General features: G+C 60.0%; 17 protein-coding genes and 1 other RNA gene. 14 read left to right on the top strand and 4 right to left on the bottom strand.

What is annotated here, in order from left to right:
- Positions 1 to 386: 386 nt before the first annotated feature.
- Together EB812_RS09820 and ssrA are read left to right on the top strand one after the other, a co-directional pair.
- Positions 387 to 887 carry a hypothetical protein gene (locus EB812_RS09820; protein ID WP_118228863.1) on the top strand — a complete coding sequence of 167 codons (501 nt, stop codon included), beginning with the start codon at positions 387 to 389 and terminating at the stop codon, positions 885 to 887.
- A gap of 86 nt (positions 888 to 973) precedes the next feature.
- Positions 974 to 1353, top strand: a transfer-messenger RNA (tmRNA) gene (gene ssrA, locus EB812_RS09815).
- Between the two features lie 419 nt (positions 1354 to 1772).
- Here ssrA and EB812_RS09810 read toward each other — a convergent pair.
- Genes EB812_RS09810 through EB812_RS09795 form a run of 4 tightly spaced genes read right to left on the bottom strand, consistent with a single transcriptional unit; the run spans position 1773 to position 4572 of the window.
- Entirely contained in the window at positions 1773 to 2195 is a 423-nt protein-coding gene (locus EB812_RS09810) for a hypothetical protein (RefSeq protein ID WP_130958224.1), read from the bottom strand.
- A complete protein-coding gene (locus tag EB812_RS09805; RefSeq protein WP_130958223.1) occupies positions 2192 to 3778 on the bottom strand; it encodes a recombinase family protein in 1587 nt (528 codons plus the stop codon). The genes EB812_RS09810 and EB812_RS09805 overlap by 4 nt, the downstream gene beginning before the upstream one ends.
- The gene (locus EB812_RS09800; protein ID WP_130958222.1) at positions 3771 to 4295 is read right to left on the bottom strand and encodes a DUF2924 domain-containing protein; all 525 of its coding nucleotides are present in this window, start codon (positions 4293 to 4295) and stop codon (positions 3771 to 3773) included. Before EB812_RS09800 ends, EB812_RS09805 begins: the two co-directional genes overlap by 8 nt.
- Positions 4296 to 4329: 34 nt before the next feature.
- Positions 4330 to 4572, bottom strand: a complete 243-nt coding sequence (locus EB812_RS09795) for a hypothetical protein (protein WP_130958221.1) — start codon at positions 4570 to 4572, stop codon at positions 4330 to 4332.
- A gap of 301 nt (positions 4573 to 4873) precedes the next feature.
- Here EB812_RS09795 and lexA point away from each other — a divergent pair, with 301 nt between their 5' ends.
- The 12 genes from lexA to EB812_RS09735 all read left to right on the top strand — a co-directional run bounded on the left by lexA (position 4874) and on the right by EB812_RS09735 (position 17904).
- Entirely contained in the window at positions 4874 to 5497 is a 624-nt protein-coding gene (lexA, locus tag EB812_RS09790; RefSeq protein ID WP_130958220.1) for a transcriptional repressor LexA, read from the top strand.
- 46 nt (positions 5498 to 5543) lie between these two features.
- On the top strand, positions 5544 to 6710 hold the full coding sequence (locus tag EB812_RS09785; protein ID WP_130958219.1) for a hypothetical protein: 1167 nt from the start codon (positions 5544 to 5546) through the stop codon (positions 6708 to 6710).
- Positions 6703 to 7767: a hypothetical protein gene (locus EB812_RS09780; RefSeq protein ID WP_130958218.1), complete on the top strand. Its 1065-nt coding sequence runs from the start codon at positions 6703 to 6705 to the stop codon at positions 7765 to 7767. The genes EB812_RS09785 and EB812_RS09780 overlap by 8 nt, the downstream gene beginning before the upstream one ends.
- 319 nt (positions 7768 to 8086) lie before the next feature.
- Positions 8087 to 8413, top strand: coding sequence for a hypothetical protein (locus EB812_RS09775; RefSeq protein WP_011367849.1), 327 nt, complete (start codon positions 8087 to 8089; stop codon positions 8411 to 8413).
- A gap of 195 nt (positions 8414 to 8608) precedes the next feature.
- On the top strand, positions 8609 to 9193 hold the full coding sequence (locus EB812_RS09770) for a sigma-70 family RNA polymerase sigma factor (protein WP_130958217.1): 585 nt from the start codon (positions 8609 to 8611) through the stop codon (positions 9191 to 9193).
- A 104-nt stretch (positions 9194 to 9297) separates the two neighbouring features.
- Positions 9298 to 9636 carry a hypothetical protein gene (locus EB812_RS09765; protein WP_029895089.1) on the top strand — a complete coding sequence of 113 codons (339 nt, stop codon included), beginning with the start codon at positions 9298 to 9300 and terminating at the stop codon, positions 9634 to 9636.
- A complete protein-coding gene (locus tag EB812_RS09760; RefSeq protein WP_130958216.1) occupies positions 9633 to 10649 on the top strand; it encodes a PD-(D/E)XK nuclease family protein in 1017 nt (338 codons plus the stop codon). Before EB812_RS09765 ends, EB812_RS09760 begins: the two co-directional genes overlap by 4 nt.
- Positions 10650 to 10674: 25 nt before the next feature.
- On the top strand, positions 10675 to 11445 hold the full coding sequence (locus EB812_RS09755) for an ATP-binding protein (protein ID WP_011700579.1): 771 nt from the start codon (positions 10675 to 10677) through the stop codon (positions 11443 to 11445).
- A gap of 12 nt (positions 11446 to 11457) precedes the next feature.
- The gene (locus tag EB812_RS09750; RefSeq protein ID WP_130958215.1) at positions 11458 to 11931 is read left to right on the top strand and encodes a DUF669 domain-containing protein; all 474 of its coding nucleotides are present in this window, start codon (positions 11458 to 11460) and stop codon (positions 11929 to 11931) included.
- Entirely contained in the window at positions 11931 to 12413 is a 483-nt protein-coding gene (locus EB812_RS09745; RefSeq protein ID WP_011367843.1) for an ERCC4 domain-containing protein, read from the top strand. Before EB812_RS09750 ends, EB812_RS09745 begins: the two co-directional genes overlap by 1 nt.
- On the top strand, positions 12365 to 14593 hold the full coding sequence (gene recD2, locus EB812_RS09740; protein WP_130958214.1) for an SF1B family DNA helicase RecD2: 2229 nt from the start codon (positions 12365 to 12367) through the stop codon (positions 14591 to 14593). The genes EB812_RS09745 and recD2 overlap by 49 nt, the downstream gene beginning before the upstream one ends.
- Positions 14590 to 17904, top strand: a complete 3315-nt coding sequence (locus tag EB812_RS09735; protein ID WP_130958213.1) for a CHC2 zinc finger domain-containing protein — start codon at positions 14590 to 14592, stop codon at positions 17902 to 17904. The genes recD2 and EB812_RS09735 overlap by 4 nt, the downstream gene beginning before the upstream one ends.
- Positions 17905 to 17917 lie beyond the last annotated feature (13 nt).

The raw sequence follows: 17917 nt of genomic DNA, 5'->3' as shown, positions 1-17917 counted from the left end.
GCGCACCATTTCTTCTCGACTACGAACCGTCAGTTTGGCATTCTTATGGCTGTTCACCCTTTCCCCCTCTCGGTTTGCTGTTGTCTGTTAACTCCAGCTTTACCGATTTGGGGAGGGTGAACAACCTATTGAAACACTACACCTAGAGTACCTTTGTTGCCATATTTTTGACTTTCTCTAGAAAATCCGCTCCGCGCAAGAGTTTTCAGATTCTGGCACCCATCTTGCTTTATTCTGCGCCAATGGCTTGAGGCGGCATTTTTCGCCGCCCGCTTTCCCCATAGATGCGGGCGCGCGGCAACTGGGGCAGGCCAGTGAGAATTGTGCGGCAATAAACTGTCAAGGGGGCGTTTGTGACTACCAGCAGTCAAAACCAAGTTCGGAATATGCTCCATCTGCGCCACCCTGCTGCGGCATCCCCGGAGGACGGAGACGCCTTTGCTGCGCCGCCCCCCCTGGACCCGGCGGCCCGGCGTGCTCTGGACAGCCTTTCCCGCATCTATCCGCTGGTACTGCCTGCCCTGGAAGCCCGCCTCGATGCCCTGCAGGAAGATTTTTTAGCCCGGCTGACGCTCTTGATGCAGGCGCGCGGCCTTGCCCCGGAGGGGCGGTTGCGCCTTTCTGTAGCCGGGGGTAACGCCGTGCTGGTTGAAGGCGAAGAGGACGAGGCTGCCGGGCTTTACGCGCTGTTTGCGGAACATCAGGATTTGAGCGTGCATTTTCACGAAATGGCCCGCCTGGCCGTGCTGGCCCACGGTATGGAAGTGACTGCGCAGGCCTGTGCCGCTGCGGAAGAGAATGTGACCGCCCTGGCGGATAATGCCGCCCTGTTGGGGCGCTATCAAATGTGCCTTAAAGGATCGCTTTCACATTTTTATCTGCGTTGAGCCTTTCACGGGCTTACGCCACCCAATGCCCCCAAGAGCCCTTGCCAAATAGCGGCGAGAGGCTTATCTTCCAAAAGAACCCATTGGGGGGCGCACTGGCTTCGACGGGGACGTAGAAACCGGAGCGGCAGGCCGAGGCGCCGCTGGCCTCGTAAAAAGCGGCAACAAAAGTAATTGCCAACAACGATTACGACTACGCTTACGCTGCCTAATAACAGCGAGGCAAAGACCGCCTAGGCGGTCACGTCGCGCGGGGCCACGCCTGATAACCCCGTGCGGCGACATTTATCAGGCTGGCAGAGACCGGTGCCCACCGGGGTCTTCTGCGAGGAGGTTACCGGCGGGATTGCCGTCCTGCGCCTGGTCGGGGGCCATCAGGACGGTGAAAGCCATACTCGACCTAAGCCTGTAGATGCTTCGTGTGGAATGTTCGCGGACGGGGGTTCGACTCCCCCCGCCTCCACCATTTGGAAAAGACAAACCCGTCTCTCTGGGGTCATTCTCCGGGGTGACGGGTTTTCTTTTTCCCCTTGTTTCTAAAGGGTTTGCGCCCGTTTCACATCTTTCCAAAGCACCTCTCCGCACCATCGATTCTCCCCATCCTCCAGCCTTTCTTTCTCTGTTTGGCCCCTGATTCTCTGTTTTCTCCGGACGAAGTCCGAAGCGCGTCCGGAAAGCTACATCCTTGATTGATATGGGTTTGTGGCTGATTGCCATTTTTGGCGGTTGTCTTAGGTCATCGTTCGATGCCGCAACCGGACGTTTTTTTCGAAATCACCCGCTTTGCCCATGAAAAGAAGCGTGGTCAATTCCGATTTCCTGCCACCCAAAGTAGAAAAGCCGACGCTGATGGTCGGCTCTCTGGGGTGGTCTCCGGTCCGGTCGTCAGTCGGTGGCGAAGCCGAAACGGCGGCGCTGCTCGGTCCAGTCCTCGGGAAAGGTCTGGGTCAGCTTCGCCAGCGAGAGCCCGTTGGGTTCCTCGCCGTTGATCAGGGCTTCGACGATGTCAGGGGCCAGGGTCGTCAGCTTGAGAATGCGGGCCACATACGAGCCATCGACGTCGAGTGTACGGGCAAGCTCGCTGATGGACTTGATCTGTCCGGATTCGAGGATGTCGGCCCAGGAAAAGGCCCTTCCCAGCGCCTGGAGGATGGCGGACTGCACCGGTTCCTGCGCTCCGGTGATTTCTCCATCCAGGGCCTGGGGAGCGATGACCGTCTTGCGGCCACGCATGCGCCGGATCAACATCGGGATGTGGATCTGCAGGTTGCCGTTGTCGGCAACGGTAATGGTCGGCTTCATTTTCATCGGCTTGCCCTCCGTTCGGTGACTTCGCATGCCAGACCAGCCAGCTCGGCGATGAGCGTTGTCAGCCCGTTGGTACGCAGTTCCATGTCGATTCCGGTCTCGCGGATCTCGACCTTGTCTACCAGGAGGCGGATGAGCCGATTCCGCTCCACCGGAAAAAGGTCTTCCCAGAAGCCCTCGACATTCTGGAAGGCCTCCGACACATCCTGTTCCGTAATGCTGTTCCCCTGGTAGGCTCTGCAGCGCTCGCTCACATGGGTCAGTTGTTTCGAGAGCTCGACCGCCTGGCGGTTAACCGTCGTCAGCATCTCGGTTTTGCCCGGCTGATCGTTGCCAGGTTTCATCAATTCGAGTGCCTGCTCCCGCGCCTGCGACAGCTCCATCTCGAGCTGGGCTTTCTGCTTGAACAACCGCTCCCGCTCTGCCTGCTCGATGTCCCGGGCCGCGAAGTAAGTCTTGGCCACCAGCGTCGGTGTGCGGAACACGGCGCTCAACTGCTCGATTACCGCCTGCTCGATGTCCCCGGCGGGAATCCGTTTGAGCGGGCACCGGCTCACGGTCCGCTTGCTGTCTTTCTGGCAGATGTAATAGGTGTAGTGGCGGCCGTTCTTGCGGGCGTAGGTCGGTCCCATCGCGCATCCGCAGTGGCCGCAGCGGATGACGCCTTTCAGCGGGGCGACCATTTTGGTTCTGGCCATGGACACCTTGACCGGTTTGTTGTCCTCCAGGATGGCCTGAACCTTGTCCCAGGTCGCCCGGTCGATGATCCCTTCGTGCTCACCGGGGTAGCTGCGTTCCTTGTGGGCGATCTCGCCGACATAGATCCGGTTGTTCAGCAGCCGGTAGATGTGGGCGGTGTTCCATTCGGAGCCCTCGCGCACTCTGCCTTTCTTGGTGGTCCAGGCCTTGGTGCGGTAACCCTGTTCGTTCAGCTCCTGGCCCAGCTTCTTGGCCGAGCCGATCTGGATGAACCGGCGGAAGATGTACTGCACCGTCCTGGCTTCATCGGGGTTGACCAGCAGCTTCTTGTTGTCCCTGTCGACGTCGTATCCGAGGATGGGTACGCCGCCGCAGTATTTCCCCCGGCGCTTGGCTGCCGCCACCTTGTCCCGGATGCGTTCGGCGATGACCTCCCGCTCGTACTGGGCGAAGGTGATCAGGATGCCGAGAAACATCCGGCCGGTGGGATCGGTGGTGCTGAAGTGCTGGGTGACCGAGACGAAGCTGACGCCCTTTTCATTGAAGAGATCGATCATCTTCATGAAGTCCAGCAGCGAGCGGGACAGTCGGTCGACCTTGTAGACGACGATCACATCGATCTTCCCGGCGTCGATGTCCGCCAGCAGTCGGCGCAGCCCCGGGCGCTCCATGTTCCCGCCCGAGAATCCACCATCGTCGTAGCGATCCGGCAGAGCCGTCCAGCCACGCATCCTCTGGGCTTCGATATAGTGTTCCGCCGATTCTCGTTGCGCATCCAACGAGTTGAATTCCTGTTCGAGCCCTTCCTCGTGGCTCTTGCGGGTGTAGATGGCACAGCGCAGAGTCTTGTTTTTGCCCGGCGCGACATTGCTGTTATCAAGCATCCGAACCTCCCTCGGCTTTTCTGCCGTAAACCTTCTTCAATCCGAAAAAGACCTTGCCATTCCAGCGCGTCCCGGTGATCTCCCTGGCCACCGCGCTGAGCGACCGGAAGGTGCGACCTTCGAACTCGTAGCCATCGGCAATGACGATCACCTCATAACGCCGGTCGTTCCAGACCCGCACCAGCCTGGTTCCAGGCAGGATCGCCTCGTTCGATTTCCGCTCTTCTGGGATGCGTCGATTGACAGTGGCAACCGGGTCCTCCTTGGCTGCCTGCTGGAGATGGACCTTGGCCTGCTCGGACAGCCCGCCGTAGAAAAGCTCCTGGATGCGATAGGCCAGCCGCTTGATGAGGAATTGCTTTTTGTACTGGGGCGGCTCTTCTCCGTAGAGGTCGAGCCATTTTTCCCGGAGCTGCTCAAGGGACATGGATTGCAGCAGGGCCATCTGCCGAAGGACCGAGTTTCGTGTTCGGTCCTGATTCTTGCCGCCTGTGGCTGCGTTCTGTAACTCATTCATTTTCAACTCCTTATTTTGGTTTCCGGACGAGTTGTCATGAATGAATGCTCTGTTCCGGCAATGAATCAAGTCCTTCTCCGAGCACAGGGGAAGAATCTTCGAAAATCTCTAACCCACTGCCTACACATGCTTTTTTGGCCTTTCGGCGCAGGATCGCAGTGGCCAGAATGGAAGCGGCTGACTGGAGCCTCGCCTCACCCGACAGGCGACCGGGTTTGCCGTTTTCGCCGAGACCTTCCGTCCCCGGCACATCATTCATTTCCTGTACATCCAACATCGAACACCTCCGGTGGGACCGGGGGGCTGGATGGTGTGGATGCCAGAAAACGGTGGCGGTCGGGATGCGCGTTCGATGGCACCCACAACCGCCTCAGCTCCGCCTCTGGTCGGTTATCTGGTTTCTAACTGCTCGTCCGGTTTCAAACCGGCATTCTTCAGGCCTTACCTACCGAGGGGCTCGTGGAAGTGTCGGAAATCAGGTATGAGATTATTTCTTGACCTGATATGCATCAGGTTTATATTATTAGGGTTTGGCGGCGCATTGCGCCTTTTTGTCTTTCAACAGAAATGGAGACGCCATGGGCAAAGCGAAGACGGATGAGATAACGCCGTTGCAGCGGAAAACGCTCGAAGCGATATGTCGTTTTGTCGATGCCAAGGGCTTCCCTCCAACGGTGAAGGAACTGAGCGAGATCTTTGAAATCAGCCCGGCGAGTGCCCACGACCGGATCAATCAACTGGTGCGCAAGGGATACCTGAAGCGGGAGGACGGGAAGTCGCGGGGCATTGCCGTCGCCCGCCGTCCCAGCGAGATGGCCGCCGCCCTGGTAGCTGTACCGATTGTGGGCGTGGTGCCCGCTGGCAGCCCCATCCTGGCCGAAGAGAACATCACCGGCCAGGTGCTGGTCGAGTCAGCCGTGGTTCGTTCCGGAAAGCACTTCGCACTCCGTGCGATGGGTAACAGTATGGTCGGTGCTGGTATCAACGATGGTGATTTGATCATCGTGCGGCAGCAGCCCATCGCCGAGGACGGAGACATCGTTGTCGCGCTGCTCAACAATGAGGCGACCGTCAAGCGGCTGAAAATCAAAGACGAGCTCATCGAATTGGTGCCCGAGAACCCGGAGGTAAGAAAGATCCGGATCAGGCCGGAGGATGACCTTCGAGTTTTAGGCAAGGTCGTTGGATGGAAACGGAATTAACCGAGACAGACATGGACGAATAACGACAAAACGACAGGAGTATTTGATGGCAACTTTCAACCTACGCCGCTTTTCGAAGCCGGAGATGCTCCGGCGAATCGACAGGAAGCATCTCATTGCCTTTCTGGAGCCTCATGCCGCCTATTTTTCAGCTCGCGGCGTAGAGTTGCCACCAGTCCAGCAGGAAGATGGCCTGGACTACAACGCCCTCAGCCACCTTTTGCTGACGCCGGACAGTACCACTCCGGATGATCTGGCCGAGGCGCTGTTTTATGTGAATGAAGTTTCGACCCCCGAGGGTTTTGATTCCATTCAGGATGAGATCGCCGGAACGGACATCGACGTGGAAATCGGGGAGAACGCCGCACCGGCAGACTTGGCGATCCAGGTCTGGATGGCTGACCGGGAAATCATCGAGAAGGTACACGCCGAGCAGTTCTTCATGAACGTCAGGTCCTTCGAGTATTTCAAGACCAAGAAAAACCCACTGCCGGATTTCGTGCTGCCATCGGAGGAAACCCTCGCGGCCCTTGAGTCCGATCTCGACGAGTGGTTTTCCAAGAAACGTCGGGGCAAGTATTCCAAGGTGTTCGTCTATCCCAAAGAGGGTCACACATGGTTCCTCGTGCGCCATGGCAAGCCCTATGCCCGTGAGGCGGTCATTGAGGCCGGTGAGTCCACCAGCCAGTATTTTCGTCCTGAAAAATTCGACGTGCTTGCATACAACCCCGTCATCGGGGAGATCCGTATGAACGCCGAAACCAAGGGTGAGAAGGAGCTCTACCGCAAGAAATTTGGATTTCACCTGTTCGGAGACGAAGAGTTCTTCAACGAACGCAGCCGATTTGACCTGGAACCTTTGCGGCAAATTGGTGAGGACGCGCTCCTATGTGACGACGTCGATGGCATCGAGTATGTCAGGCTCAAGGAGGTTCAGGTCTTTTGGGGCGGCGCTCATAAAGACGTCGAAATTCGCAGGTCTGAGGACATTTTTGCATCCCTTCGTGATCGAGGCGCTTCACTCCCAGGTGGAGGGAAAATCATCAAAGCAAGCTTCCAGATTAAGTTCGAGGGGTCCAAGACTCCAAGATCTGTGATCTTGAGTTCAGGCAACCGGGCGCAATTCAAACGTGATGGTGATGCCGAGGTTATCGAGCGTTGGCTTGGACTCAGGGGATTCATCGTCGGAGCCGGGGGCGTTTCGGATGAGTGATCCCGTCTGGGCATATCTGGAGAGATTGCCTGGGAAGTCGGCGGCGCTGTTCGATTGGGATAAGGCGCTATCCGGCTGGGATCGGTATCCGTTGTTTCGGGATCACTTCCTTCAACTGACCAAGGATCATGCGACCGCAGTGGATTGCCCGACGGAATGTGGCCTCGGTTGCCCACGGAGTGTGGTTACCCATGCGAAGACCAACATCCGGGCCATCTGCAATGAAAAAGAAGGCCCGGCCATTCAGCTCTCTCCAAGGCAGACGCTGATCTACCGGCTCAAGCAGTCAACCATCAATGGCGCTATCTGCGCGGCCTTGGGAATAGAACACCGAGAGTCGAAATTCGATGGCCTGCCCCACACATGGAGATTGGGCGATTTCATACCCACGGCGGGGATGGACTTCCCGGTTGTACTGACGATGCAGGACAGCAAGGATGCGCTGATCGAGGTCGTGCGATCATTATGCCTTTCAACCATCAAGCCTTTTGTCTTAATCGCGCCCACGCGCCTTCATCTGAGTCCTGCAGTTGAAACACTGCTGGCGCAGAAAGACAGCCTTTTCATTGCGCTGAACGAAGATCTGTACCTGGGTGATGCTCCACGATTCCTGACCCGTCGGGGCAGATCTGAGATATTCGCGCCCCTTATCGGCCAGGTGCCTGAGCCGGATTCTGGCGGCACGGTGTTTTTCCCGACACCGCCGGGGACCACATGGTCGCAAATCAAGATTCAGTTCCGCGATGGTCATACCGTCACAATATGGGCGGGAGATCAGAGCGGCCGATACACCTATACGCAAATGGGAATGGCGAGCAGGAAGAATGGCAATCCTACCGAGCAATGGAAATTGCTTGAGGGGTTTGCCAACTCCCGTGGCGAGATCGACTGGCACAGCCGATACGCCTCGGACAAGCTGAAGAAACAGAAGCAGGAGCTGTCGAAGCACCTGCGCGAATTCTTCCGGCTCGATGACGATCCCATCGAATGGGTCAAGGACACAAAGACTTACCGGTGTAAGTTCCGCATCCTCCCGGAAGGTGCCGAGGTCTACTGACCCCCTTTATAGCCCGACAAATCTAAAGCCCCGATTCAGGATTCTGGATCGGGGCTTTTTGCGTCTTGGAGGCCCGCCCGGTGAAATTTCACCGGGGTCGGGCAAAAAAAGTTAAAAAAGTTTTCCTCTGTAAACCCACCCCCAATCAGAGCCTTACGGGCTTACCTCCTCCTTGAACCAAGGCGTTTTTCGGGGTCGCAACGAAAATTCGCCAAAGCAGGGTGACAGGTCTGGTGAACACAAAGAGTTCACGACCGCCACCCGGGAAATTCATGCCGGACCTGTCTCCCGGTCGGTCCACAAATGAAGGAGGTTCGGCATGAACCAGACAAGTAAAGCACATCTCACCCCACCGAAGCGGCGACTCATCGAGCTGATGCAGGACATCAACTTCGGCCGCATCACCAACATTCCGGTCCGCGACGGCGAGCCGGAACTCACCCCTGACACGGTCATCGAGCGCGAGATCAAGCTGGGCGGACAGAGTGGTCCCCGGCCCGAGCGCGACCAGGATGACTTCATCCTCAAGCAAGAGGTCGTGGCGCTGCTGGAGCACCTCGCGCAGATGGGCAGCGGAAAAGTCTGCCTGCTCGAGATCAAGCACGGTCTCCCGTTCCTGATGCGCATCGAGGAACGGGCAGCCTGAACACGTAACGACCTGAACCCTTAGACACTGGACAACAAGCTGGACGCATGGCGGAGGCTGTTGTGGGTGTCGCCGAGCCGAATACGGCAATTGGCGGCGTACCTGCGACCCCTTCGCCCACGCGACAGCTTTGTCCTGTGATCTGGCCCGTGCCGACACCCACGCGGACCTCCTCCTCGCTCCGAGGAGGCCCCGATGGTTTCACAGAATTCTTACGACGGCATCGACAAGTATGCCGCCGACCTCATTCGGCACAAAGCACGTCAGCTCGTAGGCAAAGCCGGATTCACCGAGGACGACAGACCCGACCTCGAACAGGAACTGATGATCGATCTGCTGCAGCGGATGCGGCATTTCAATCCCGCCAAGGCCAAGAAGACCACCTTCATGGCCCGGATCGTCGAACGTCACATCTCCACCATTCTGGAGGCCCGGTTCGCCCAATGCCGGGACTGGCGGCTCTGCCAAACCTCACTCAACGAACCCCTCGACAACGGTGAAGGCGACACCACCGAGCGGATCGACTTCCTGGACAGCGAAGGCTCTCTGGGAAGCGGCACCCGCGAGACAAGGGAGCGTCTCGCCCATGAGATCCGCATGGATCTCGACCGGGCCATCACCTCGCTGCCGGAAGAGCTCCGGGATCTGTGCGTGCGCCTGCACGACAGCACCATGGCCGAAATCGCCCGGGAGATGGGCATCCCCAGAACCACCCTCTACGACCGGCTGAGCAAGCTGCGGGAGGCTTTCAGCGAGGCTGGCCTGACCGACTACCTGTGATCTCCGACGCATCAGCCCCGGCTCCGGTAAGTAAGCACCGTGCCGCATGGTGCGGCTATCCGGGGCCTCGGAAATCAGAACCTGAACAAAAGAGGAGTTCAACCATGACTCACGACACCTACAAGTACCGTTTTGACGAGTCGGTCCCGGCCCAGGAACTGGAAGACACTTTCATGCTGGCGATGCTGGCCGTCGAAAGCCTGCATGGCCGTTCCCGTGTGCGGATGGAGAGCCGGTTCAATCTGGACAAGGCCCGACGCACTTGCGTGATCGACGCCTCCACCGATGTCGGCAGCGACCTCGCCCGCATCTTCACCGGCTTCGCCACCAAGGAATACGGCGAACGCTCGGTCCTGATCGAACGATCCCAGCCGTCGGGTTGCGCCTGTGCCTCCAAGCATCGCGCAGCGCCTGCCGCCGCTACAGCGGGGGTGGCGGTATGAGCGAGCTGATGACCACCACCTATTCCATGTGGCGGCTGTTCCGCAACTGCCGCATGGCCTGCAAGTGGCGCTACATCGATGAGCTGGTGCCGCTCGAGCGCGATCCCAATCTGGCCTTCGGCGCGGTCATTCACGATTGCCTGGAGTGCTGGCACGGCGAGCGGGATCTGGCCAAGGTCCTCGACCACATCGACCGGACCTATCCGAACCGGGCGCAGGACGATCATCAACAGGCCGACTGGCATCTCGCCCGAGCCATGATGAGCGCCTATGCGGAACACTACCCGGCCGAAGAGTTCGAGGTCGTCGCGCTCGAAAAGACCTTCGAAGGTCCCATCGTCAACCCGGCGACCGGCGCGACCTCGCGCAGTTTCATTCTCGCCGGAAAGGTGGACGGCATCGTCCGTCAGGATGGCCAGTATTTCCTGCTGGAACACAAGACCGCCTCGCAGATCGACGCCAGCTACCTGGAGCGGCTGTGGACCGATTTCCAGATCATCCTCTACGCCTGGTACCTGGAGCAGACCCTCGGCATCACGGTCAACGGCATCATCTACAACGTCCTGGTCAAGGCCAAGCTGCGCCAGGGCAAGGGTGAGACCGAGGCCGAATTCGAGGCCCGCCGGGCGGAGCTGATCGCCAAGTCGAAAACCGGCAAGAGCAGCGCCAAGCGCAAGTTGCCCGAGGACGACGACACCTTCCAGCAGCGGCTTCAGGAGAAGTACCTCGAGCCGGGCATGTTCCATCGCGAGGTGCTCTACATCTCCCGCGACCAGTTCGAGGAACTGCGGGCGGAGCTGTGGGAACTCTCCAAGGCCATGCTCGACGCCCGTCGGCGCGACACCTTCTATCGAAACACCAGCTACTGCTTCCAGTACGGAAGGCCCTGCGCCTACTTCCAGCTCTGCCGCTCGGGCGGCAACCCCAACGTCATCGAAAACCATTTCCAACGGATCGCCCCGCACGAAGAGCTGCGGGACGGAGCCGGTGAAGACGCCGCTCCGGTGTTTTAAATCCCAACCATAAGGAGACGAAGCCATGCTTCCCAAGACCAAAAGCAAACCTAAACACACGCTCTCGGACCTCACCGCCCTAGTGTACGGCCCGAGCAAGATCGGCAAGAGCACCTGGTGCTCCAAGGCCGATGACGCACTGTTCCTGGCGACCGAGCCGGGCCTGAACGCCCTGGAGGTGTTCCAGACCCCGATCACCTGCTGGGACGACCTCCTGCAGGCCTGCGCCGAAATCGCCGAGGGCAAGCACGAGTTCAAGACCATCGTCGTCGACACGGTGGATAACGCCTACAAGATGTGCTCGGACTACGTCTGCAAGAAATTCAAGATCGAACACGAGTCCGACCTGGGCTACGGCAAGGGCTACGCGCTGATCAACAACGAGTTCCAGCGCGTCATCAATAAGCTCGCCTTCCTGCCCTATGGGCTGATCCTGATCTCCCACTCCCAGGAGCGGGACATCGAGACCCGGACCGGCAAGCACACCCGCATCGTGCCGACGCTGCCGGAGAAGGCGCGGAAACTGGTCACCGGCCTGGTGGACCTGATCCTGTTCTGCGACCTGGACATGAAAACCGGCGAGGACGGCAAGCCGGTCTGGCAGCGCGTGATGCGCACCAAGCCCAGTCCCAACTACGACGCCGGTGACCGCACCGGCCGACTCCCCGAAGTCATCCCCCTCGATTTTCCGAGCTTCATGAAAGCGTTCAACAACACGGCAGCCGGAGCTGCGGCGAGTGCCGCCCGGCCGAAGCCGGAGCCGACCGCGAGTGCGGCGGCGAAACCCCAACAGTAAGGAGATCCGACCATGGAAAACTATGAAAACCAATCCAACAGCAACCTCGACCTGGCGCAGTTCGACGACGCCTTCGAAACCGCCGAAGTCGAGGAACGCGAGTTCGAGGCCGTCCCCGACGGCAAATACCAGGTCAATGTCGACCGGGTCGACCTGACCCGCGCCCAGACCTCGGGCAATCCCATGCTCAAGTGGACCCTGCGCATTCTCGCGCCGACCCACAAGGGGCGTCTGCTCTGGCGCAACAACGTCATGGCCAGCAACGAGAACATCAAGTGGCTCAAGCAGGACCTCTACACCTGCGGGCTGCAGCTCCAGAAGCTCTCCGACCTGCCGGGCCACCTCGAGCAGCTTCTCAACATCAAGCTGGAGGTGACCAAACGCACTCGCGGTGAAAACGAGAACATCTACTTCAACCGTCGCATTGTCATGGCCGACGATGCCGGGGCTCCCGGCGCTGCGATGGACGACATGATGCCGTTCTGATGATGGACCGGATCACCGTTGTCGTCGACACCCGCGAACAGGAGCCCTACAGCTTCGATACAGACAAGGTTTCGGCGGTTCGCAAGGCGCTGCCCGCCGGTGATTACTCGCTGGTCGGCCTCGAGGAACGGGTGGCGGTGGAGCGCAAATCCCTGACGGATTTCGTCTCCACCGTCATCCGGGGGAGAAAGCGGTTCCACCGTGAGCTGGAAAAGCTCTCCGCCTACGAATCCGCCTGCGTGGTTGTCGAGTGCAACTTTCGCGATCTGGTCGATGGCCGCTACCGCAGCGATGCCCACCCGCATGCGCTGATCGGAACGGTCGCCTCCATCGTCGTCGACTTCGGTGTCCCCGTCTACTTCTGCTCGGACCGGCAGGCCGCCTGCCGTTTTGTCGAGGAGTACCTGACACGTTTTCACCGGAGGATCGCGAGATGCCAAAAAGAAATGAGAGTAACCCGGCGCGACTCCGGGGAAGAATAGAGCGCGTTTACTATGCCGGACCCAAGTTCTCCGCAGGCCGACTGCTCACCCCGACCGGTGAGGAAGTCCAGTTCGCGGGCAATTTGTTCGCCCGGGAAAATCAGCCTGTGGTCCTGCTCGGGTCGTGGTCCACCCATCCCAAATACGGTCGTCAGTTCAAGGTCGATGGGATGGAGCACGACCTCGAACTCGATCCGGAGGGGCTGATCCACTATCTGGCCAACCATCCGGAGATCAAGGGCATTGGACCGGCCAAGGCCAGATTGATCGTCGAAAGCTTCGGCGACGCCTTTGAAGAAACCCTTCTGAACGACCCCGAGCGCATTGCGCTCAAGGCTCGACTGCCCCTGGACGCGGCCCGGCGGTTGCGTGACGAATGGTTGAAGAACCGTAGCGTCAACACCGTCATGGCCTGGCTGTCGGCATTCGGCCTGACCCATCATCAGGTCACCACCCTGGTCGAAAGACTCGGCGGCAACTGCCTCGATATTCTGAAGGAAGACCCGTATATCCTCATTCTGGAGATCCGGGGATTCGGCTTCAAGAAGGTCGACAAGATCGCCCGCAAGCTTGGCACCCCCAAGGACCACACCCCTCGTATCCGCGCTGGGTTGAATTTCTGCGTCCGTGAAGCCCTGGACAATGGTCACTGCTGGATCGAATACGAGGATCTGGTGGACCAGGCCAATCTGCTGCTGGTCATGGATGCCCTGGACAGCCGGGTCCGCATCGAGAGCGCCCTCGACGGGCTCATCGAAGAACAGGCGCTTTCCTGCGATTCCCACGGCGGACGTTTCGTGGTCGCTCTGCCGGAGATCGTCCGCATGGAGCGGGAGTTGGCCTCGCTGTTCGGCCAGGCCGAAACACCCAATCCTCATTTCCAGTCCGTCAAAAAACTCGACGCCCTGATTCGGCGCTGCGCGGCGACGCTGAACGAGAAACAGCTTGAAGCGGTACACTCGGCCCTCCAACACAGCATCAGCCTGATTTCGGGTGGAGCCGGTTCGGGCAAGAGCTACACCATTTCGGTCATCAACACCATCTGCGAGGAGAGCGATCTGGAAGTCGTGCTCGCCGCGCCGACCGGCAAGGCCGCCAAACGCCTGGAGGAAGTCAGCGGCCGTAGCGGCACCACTATCCACCGCCTGCTCGGCTATGACGGCAAGGGTTTCTCGCGCAGCAAGGAGAACCCCATCGATGCCGATGTCCTGGTGGTCGACGAGTTTTCGATGGTCGATGTGCCGCTGGCTTGGCACCTGTTCGAGGCGGTCGATCTGTCGCGGACCACGGTGCTGCTGGTCGGGGACCACAACCAGCTTCCGCCGGTGGGACCAGGGAACATCCTGCGCGATCTGATCCAGACACGCGCCATCCCCACGGTCATCCTCGACAAGGTCGTGCGTCAGGCTGGCGTCCTCAAGGAGAACTGCACCGCCGTTCTCAGGGGCGAGGTGCGCAAGACCAGCGAAGCGTCGGTCGGCGGATGCCGGGATTGGTACCTGGTAGATCAGTTCACCGATCCAATGGCTGCACGCTCGTTCCTGCTGGAGCTGTTTCAGGAGCGGCTCGACGCCCTGGGGTTCGACATCATCAAGGACGTGCAGGTGCTGACGCCGACCCACAAAGGTCCGCTCGGCACCAAGGAATTGAACGAGGAACTGCAGCGGCTCATCCAGCGCAAGCTCTGGAACACCGAAGTGCCGCCGGTCGCCATGGGCCGCCGCGCTCCGTTTCTCAAGCACGACAAGGTGATCCAGACCCGGAACAACTACGACTTGAACGTGATGAACGGTGCCATCGGCTATGTGGTCGATGTCCTCGCGAACGGCACTCTGGTCATCGACTTCGACGGCATGTCGGTGGAACTGGAAAAGGGTTCGCCCGACCTGCAGGATCTGCAGCTCGCCTATGCGCTCACCATCCACAAAACCCAGGGTTCCGAGTTCCCCTGTGCCGTCGTGGTGGTCCACAAGGCGCATTCCTTCATGCACCACCGCAATCTGCTCTATACAGGAGTGACCCGCGCCCGGCGCACCGCCATAGTCCTGGGTGATCACTGGGGCATCCAGAATTGCGCCAAGCGATGCCAGGTGGATGACCGCCGGACCTTCCTGCCCCTGTTTCTGGACGCCGCCCAGCACGCGGATGCCGATTTCGCCCGTGTCGCGGAGGCCGAATGAGTATGGGCGGAACGGATAACGTCAGGGAGTATTACCGGCTCGTCACCGAGATGGACATCGGTGAGGTGGCCCGGGAACTCCTGCCAGGACGGATCACCCAGGAGACCGGCCAGCGCTTGATGTGCGACTGCCCCAACCATCAGAGCCAGTCGCGCCTGTCGTTGCATGTGATGCTCGACAAACAGGGCTGGTACTGTTTCGGCTGCGGGGTCGGCGGCGACGTGCTGCAGCTCGTGGAGTTCATTCAGACGGGCTCGGTCACCGCCGGGCAATCCGGTCCGATGCCGGACAGCCACCGCCAGGCCCGGGACTATCTCGCCAAGAAGGCGGGCTTACCGCCGTTGTCGCGCTATGGCCTCAGCCAGGAGCGTCTGGCCCAGACAGAGGCCGACCGCGCCTTCGAGCTGCGGGTCAAGGACGCGCTAACCGCGCTGGCCAGGCTTTACCACGCCAGGCTGAAGGAGTCGCCAGAGATCCTCGACTGGCTGAAATCCAAATACGCCCTGAGCAATGAAACCATCGACGATCTCCTGATCGGCTACGCGGACAACGCCTCCGGCGCGGTCGCCCAACTGACCGGGGGTGAAGACGGCTTCTCCAAGCGAGAGCTCGCCGCCACCGGCGCGTTCCGGCCCACCAGCCAGGACGGGCTGACGCCATTTTTCGAGCGCCGCATTGTCTTTCCGTACTGGAGCCGTGGCCGGGTGGTGTTCATGATCGGCCGTAAAACGCCGTGGACCCCGGACAATAACTGGGAGCAAGGGAAATACAAGAAGCTGCCGGTTCACGACGAGCACCAGCGACCCTACGTCGCCGATTTCATCAACAACGCGTTGCTGTTCAACGAGGACTGCCTGCTGGCCAGGCCCGGCAAGGTGATCATCACCGAGGGGGTGACCGATTGCCTGGCGCTGATGCAACTGGGCCTGCCCACCGTATCGCCGGTCACCGTCCGCATCCGGGCCGCAGATTGGGAGCGCCTGATCCCCAAGTTGCGCGGCGTCGGAACCGTCTACATCTGCCAGGACAACGAACTCTCCCAGGCCGGTCTCAAAGGGGCGCTGCAAACCGCCCGCACCCTGGCCGAACACAAAATCGACACCCGCCTGGTGACGCTGCCCTTGTCGGAGACACAGCTCTCGGCCCGGCAGGAGCTAACCGAACGCTTTGGCCTGACGGCGAGCGTGGGGCCGAAGGAGCTGGCCAAGCTGCTGGCGGGACGTCCCGCCGAGGAAATCCAGTCAGCCGAGGCGCTTCTCGCCACCGCCAAGATCGACGTCAACGATTACATTGCCGCTGGGCATACCCGGGAGGATTTCGAACGCCTGCTCGCCGAAGCCAGCACGCCCATCGAGTTCGGCGTGCGCTCGCTGCCCGAGGGCGCTGAAGAAGAGGAGCGCAACCGCCTGCTCGAGCCGATCCTGGGGGAGATTTCCGAGCAATCGCCGCTGGAACAGGCCCGCCTGCTGAAGCTGGTGCAGGAGCGCATCGGCGGTGGCGTCTCCATGGCAACCCTGAAAGAGCAGATCCGCGCCATCCAGAAGGACCGCAAGGTCGAGTTCCGTAACGAAAAGAAAAAGGCCAAGCGGATGTCCGGCGCGATGCCCGGATCGTGCCGCGCCCGGGTCGACGAGGTGCTGATCGACACGGAGCTGGAGAACGGAGCACCTGATTACACCCTGGCCGCCGAGGCCGCCTACGACTGGTTCACCGCCAACGGTGCCCAGTTCTTTCATACCCTGCAGGGCGAGCCGTTCATGTATTTCGACAACGCCATCTATTGGATGGATTCACCGGACCGGGGCCGCAAGCGCCATTACGCGGCCATGCTCTACAAGCACACGGGCATGGTGCCGACATCCAACGGCGGACGGACATTTTTCGAGGTACTGCCCAGCCTGGCCATGATCCGTGGCCAGGTGCGCGACCATTTTTCCTGGCTGCACACCGATGTGGCTTCCTACACCGTCTATTTCAATCTGAACAATCCGGAGCACGAAATTGCCAAGATCACCCCGGACGAGATTCAGATCATGAAGAACGGCGGCAACGAGGATGGCATCATCCTGGACGGCTCACGAAAGATGAAGCCGCTGAAATTCCTGCCCGACGCCGACCTCGAAGAGGCGGACCGGCTCCTGGTCGATCTGCTGGTGGGCAACATGACCTGTCCGCAGGGGGATCGCTTTCTCATCCTTTCCTGGCTCTCCTGTTTCCTGCTGATCGACTTCGCCGGAACGCGGCCCATGACCCGCTTCGAGGGCTCGGCCGGATCGGGCAAGACCACCGCCAGCAAGATCACGTCGACGTTGCTCTACGGTGAGCCCCAGCACAAGAAGGCCACCGACGCGGCGAACTACACCGATGGCTCGCAGAACCCGCTCATCGTCCTCGACAATATCGAGGTCAAGCAGATGACCGAGGATCTGACCACCTTCATGCTGACCAGCATCACCGGCATCGCCAAGGAAAAACGCAAGAGCGGCACCGACAGCGAGACCATCACAGAGCGGACCAAGTGCCTGCTGAACACCACCGGCATCGAGCCGCTGTGCGGGGAGCTTTCGGAGATCCTGTCGAGGTCGTTTGTCATCAACTTTGACCTGGCCAACCAGGCCAGCGACTGCTTCCTGGAATCGGAGGTCATCTCCGCCATACAGCAGAACCGGGATCTGATCATCTCGGCCATCATGAAGCGGACCAGCCATGTGCTGGCGATGATCCGGGACGGAGCCCAGAAACAGGTCATGCGCCTGCTGCACCGAACCATGCCGACTCATGGCAAGCGCCGGTGCAACGACTATCTGAGCCTGATGTATCTGATGATGCTGGCCGGGTCCGAGGAACACGAGGTGACCACCGGACTCGAGGAGCTGAGCCCGCTGTTCATCGAGCAGATCCATTCCATCAACGACACCAGCCAGGAGATGGCGCGGGAGTCGAACCCCATCGCAACGGCGCTGGCATCGCTCTTCCATGCCTACCGAAACGCGGTGGAGCTGGACGAGAAGGCCCGCTACGGCGAGGACGACCGGGCAAACCACGTAGTGGGGTTCATCGAACGCTACCAGGTGAGGTTCGAGAACGAGAACACCATGGAACCGGTATCGGCGGGACGGCTGCTCGCGGCGCTACGCAGGGTTGGCAGGGAATTCAACCTCGAGTTCGAATACAAGAAACCCGCCCAGCTCGGTCGGCGCATCAGCAACGACCTGGACGTCATACGGGACGCCGGGTTTGACATCGTCCGGCAGCGCAACGCCCACACCAAGAACTTCGAGTATTGGATCAGCGCGAACAGGGGGAAATGAAGGAGAACTGGAG

It is taken from the genome of Desulfovibrio legallii (genome assembly GCF_004309735.1).
Lineage (GTDB): Bacteria > Desulfobacterota > Desulfovibrionia > Desulfovibrionales > Desulfovibrionaceae > Desulfovibrio > Desulfovibrio legallii.
This window is presented reverse-complemented; position numbering and strand designations above follow the sequence as displayed.

Coding starts and splice junctions, on each gene's coding strand:
- recD2 (WP_130958214.1), top strand. CDS start 12,365: ATGCCAAAAAGAAATGAGAGTAACCCGGCGCGACTCCGGGGAAGAATA.
- EB812_RS09735 (WP_130958213.1), top strand. CDS start 14,590: ATGAGTATGGGCGGAACGGATAACGTCAGGGAGTATTACCGGCTCGTC.
- EB812_RS09765 (WP_029895089.1), top strand. CDS start 9,298: ATGACTCACGACACCTACAAGTACCGTTTTGACGAGTCGGTCCCGGCC.
- EB812_RS09795 (WP_130958221.1), bottom strand. CDS start 4,572: ATGTTGGATGTACAGGAAATGAATGATGTGCCGGGGACGGAAGGTCTC.
- EB812_RS09820 (WP_118228863.1), top strand. CDS start 387: ATGCTCCATCTGCGCCACCCTGCTGCGGCATCCCCGGAGGACGGAGAC.
- EB812_RS09760 (WP_130958216.1), top strand. CDS start 9,633: ATGAGCGAGCTGATGACCACCACCTATTCCATGTGGCGGCTGTTCCGC.
- EB812_RS09805 (WP_130958223.1), bottom strand. CDS start 3,778: ATGCTTGATAACAGCAATGTCGCGCCGGGCAAAAACAAGACTCTGCGC.
- lexA (WP_130958220.1), top strand. CDS start 4,874: ATGGGCAAAGCGAAGACGGATGAGATAACGCCGTTGCAGCGGAAAACG.
- EB812_RS09770 (WP_130958217.1), top strand. CDS start 8,609: ATGGTTTCACAGAATTCTTACGACGGCATCGACAAGTATGCCGCCGAC.
- EB812_RS09750 (WP_130958215.1), top strand. CDS start 11,458: ATGGAAAACTATGAAAACCAATCCAACAGCAACCTCGACCTGGCGCAG.
- EB812_RS09810 (WP_130958224.1), bottom strand. CDS start 2,195: ATGAAAATGAAGCCGACCATTACCGTTGCCGACAACGGCAACCTGCAG.
- EB812_RS09780 (WP_130958218.1), top strand. CDS start 6,703: ATGAGTGATCCCGTCTGGGCATATCTGGAGAGATTGCCTGGGAAGTCG.
- EB812_RS09775 (WP_011367849.1), top strand. CDS start 8,087: ATGAACCAGACAAGTAAAGCACATCTCACCCCACCGAAGCGGCGACTC.
- EB812_RS09755 (WP_011700579.1), top strand. CDS start 10,675: ATGCTTCCCAAGACCAAAAGCAAACCTAAACACACGCTCTCGGACCTC.
- EB812_RS09745 (WP_011367843.1), top strand. CDS start 11,931: ATGATGGACCGGATCACCGTTGTCGTCGACACCCGCGAACAGGAGCCC.
- EB812_RS09785 (WP_130958219.1), top strand. CDS start 5,544: ATGGCAACTTTCAACCTACGCCGCTTTTCGAAGCCGGAGATGCTCCGG.
- EB812_RS09800 (WP_130958222.1), bottom strand. CDS start 4,295: ATGAATGAGTTACAGAACGCAGCCACAGGCGGCAAGAATCAGGACCGA.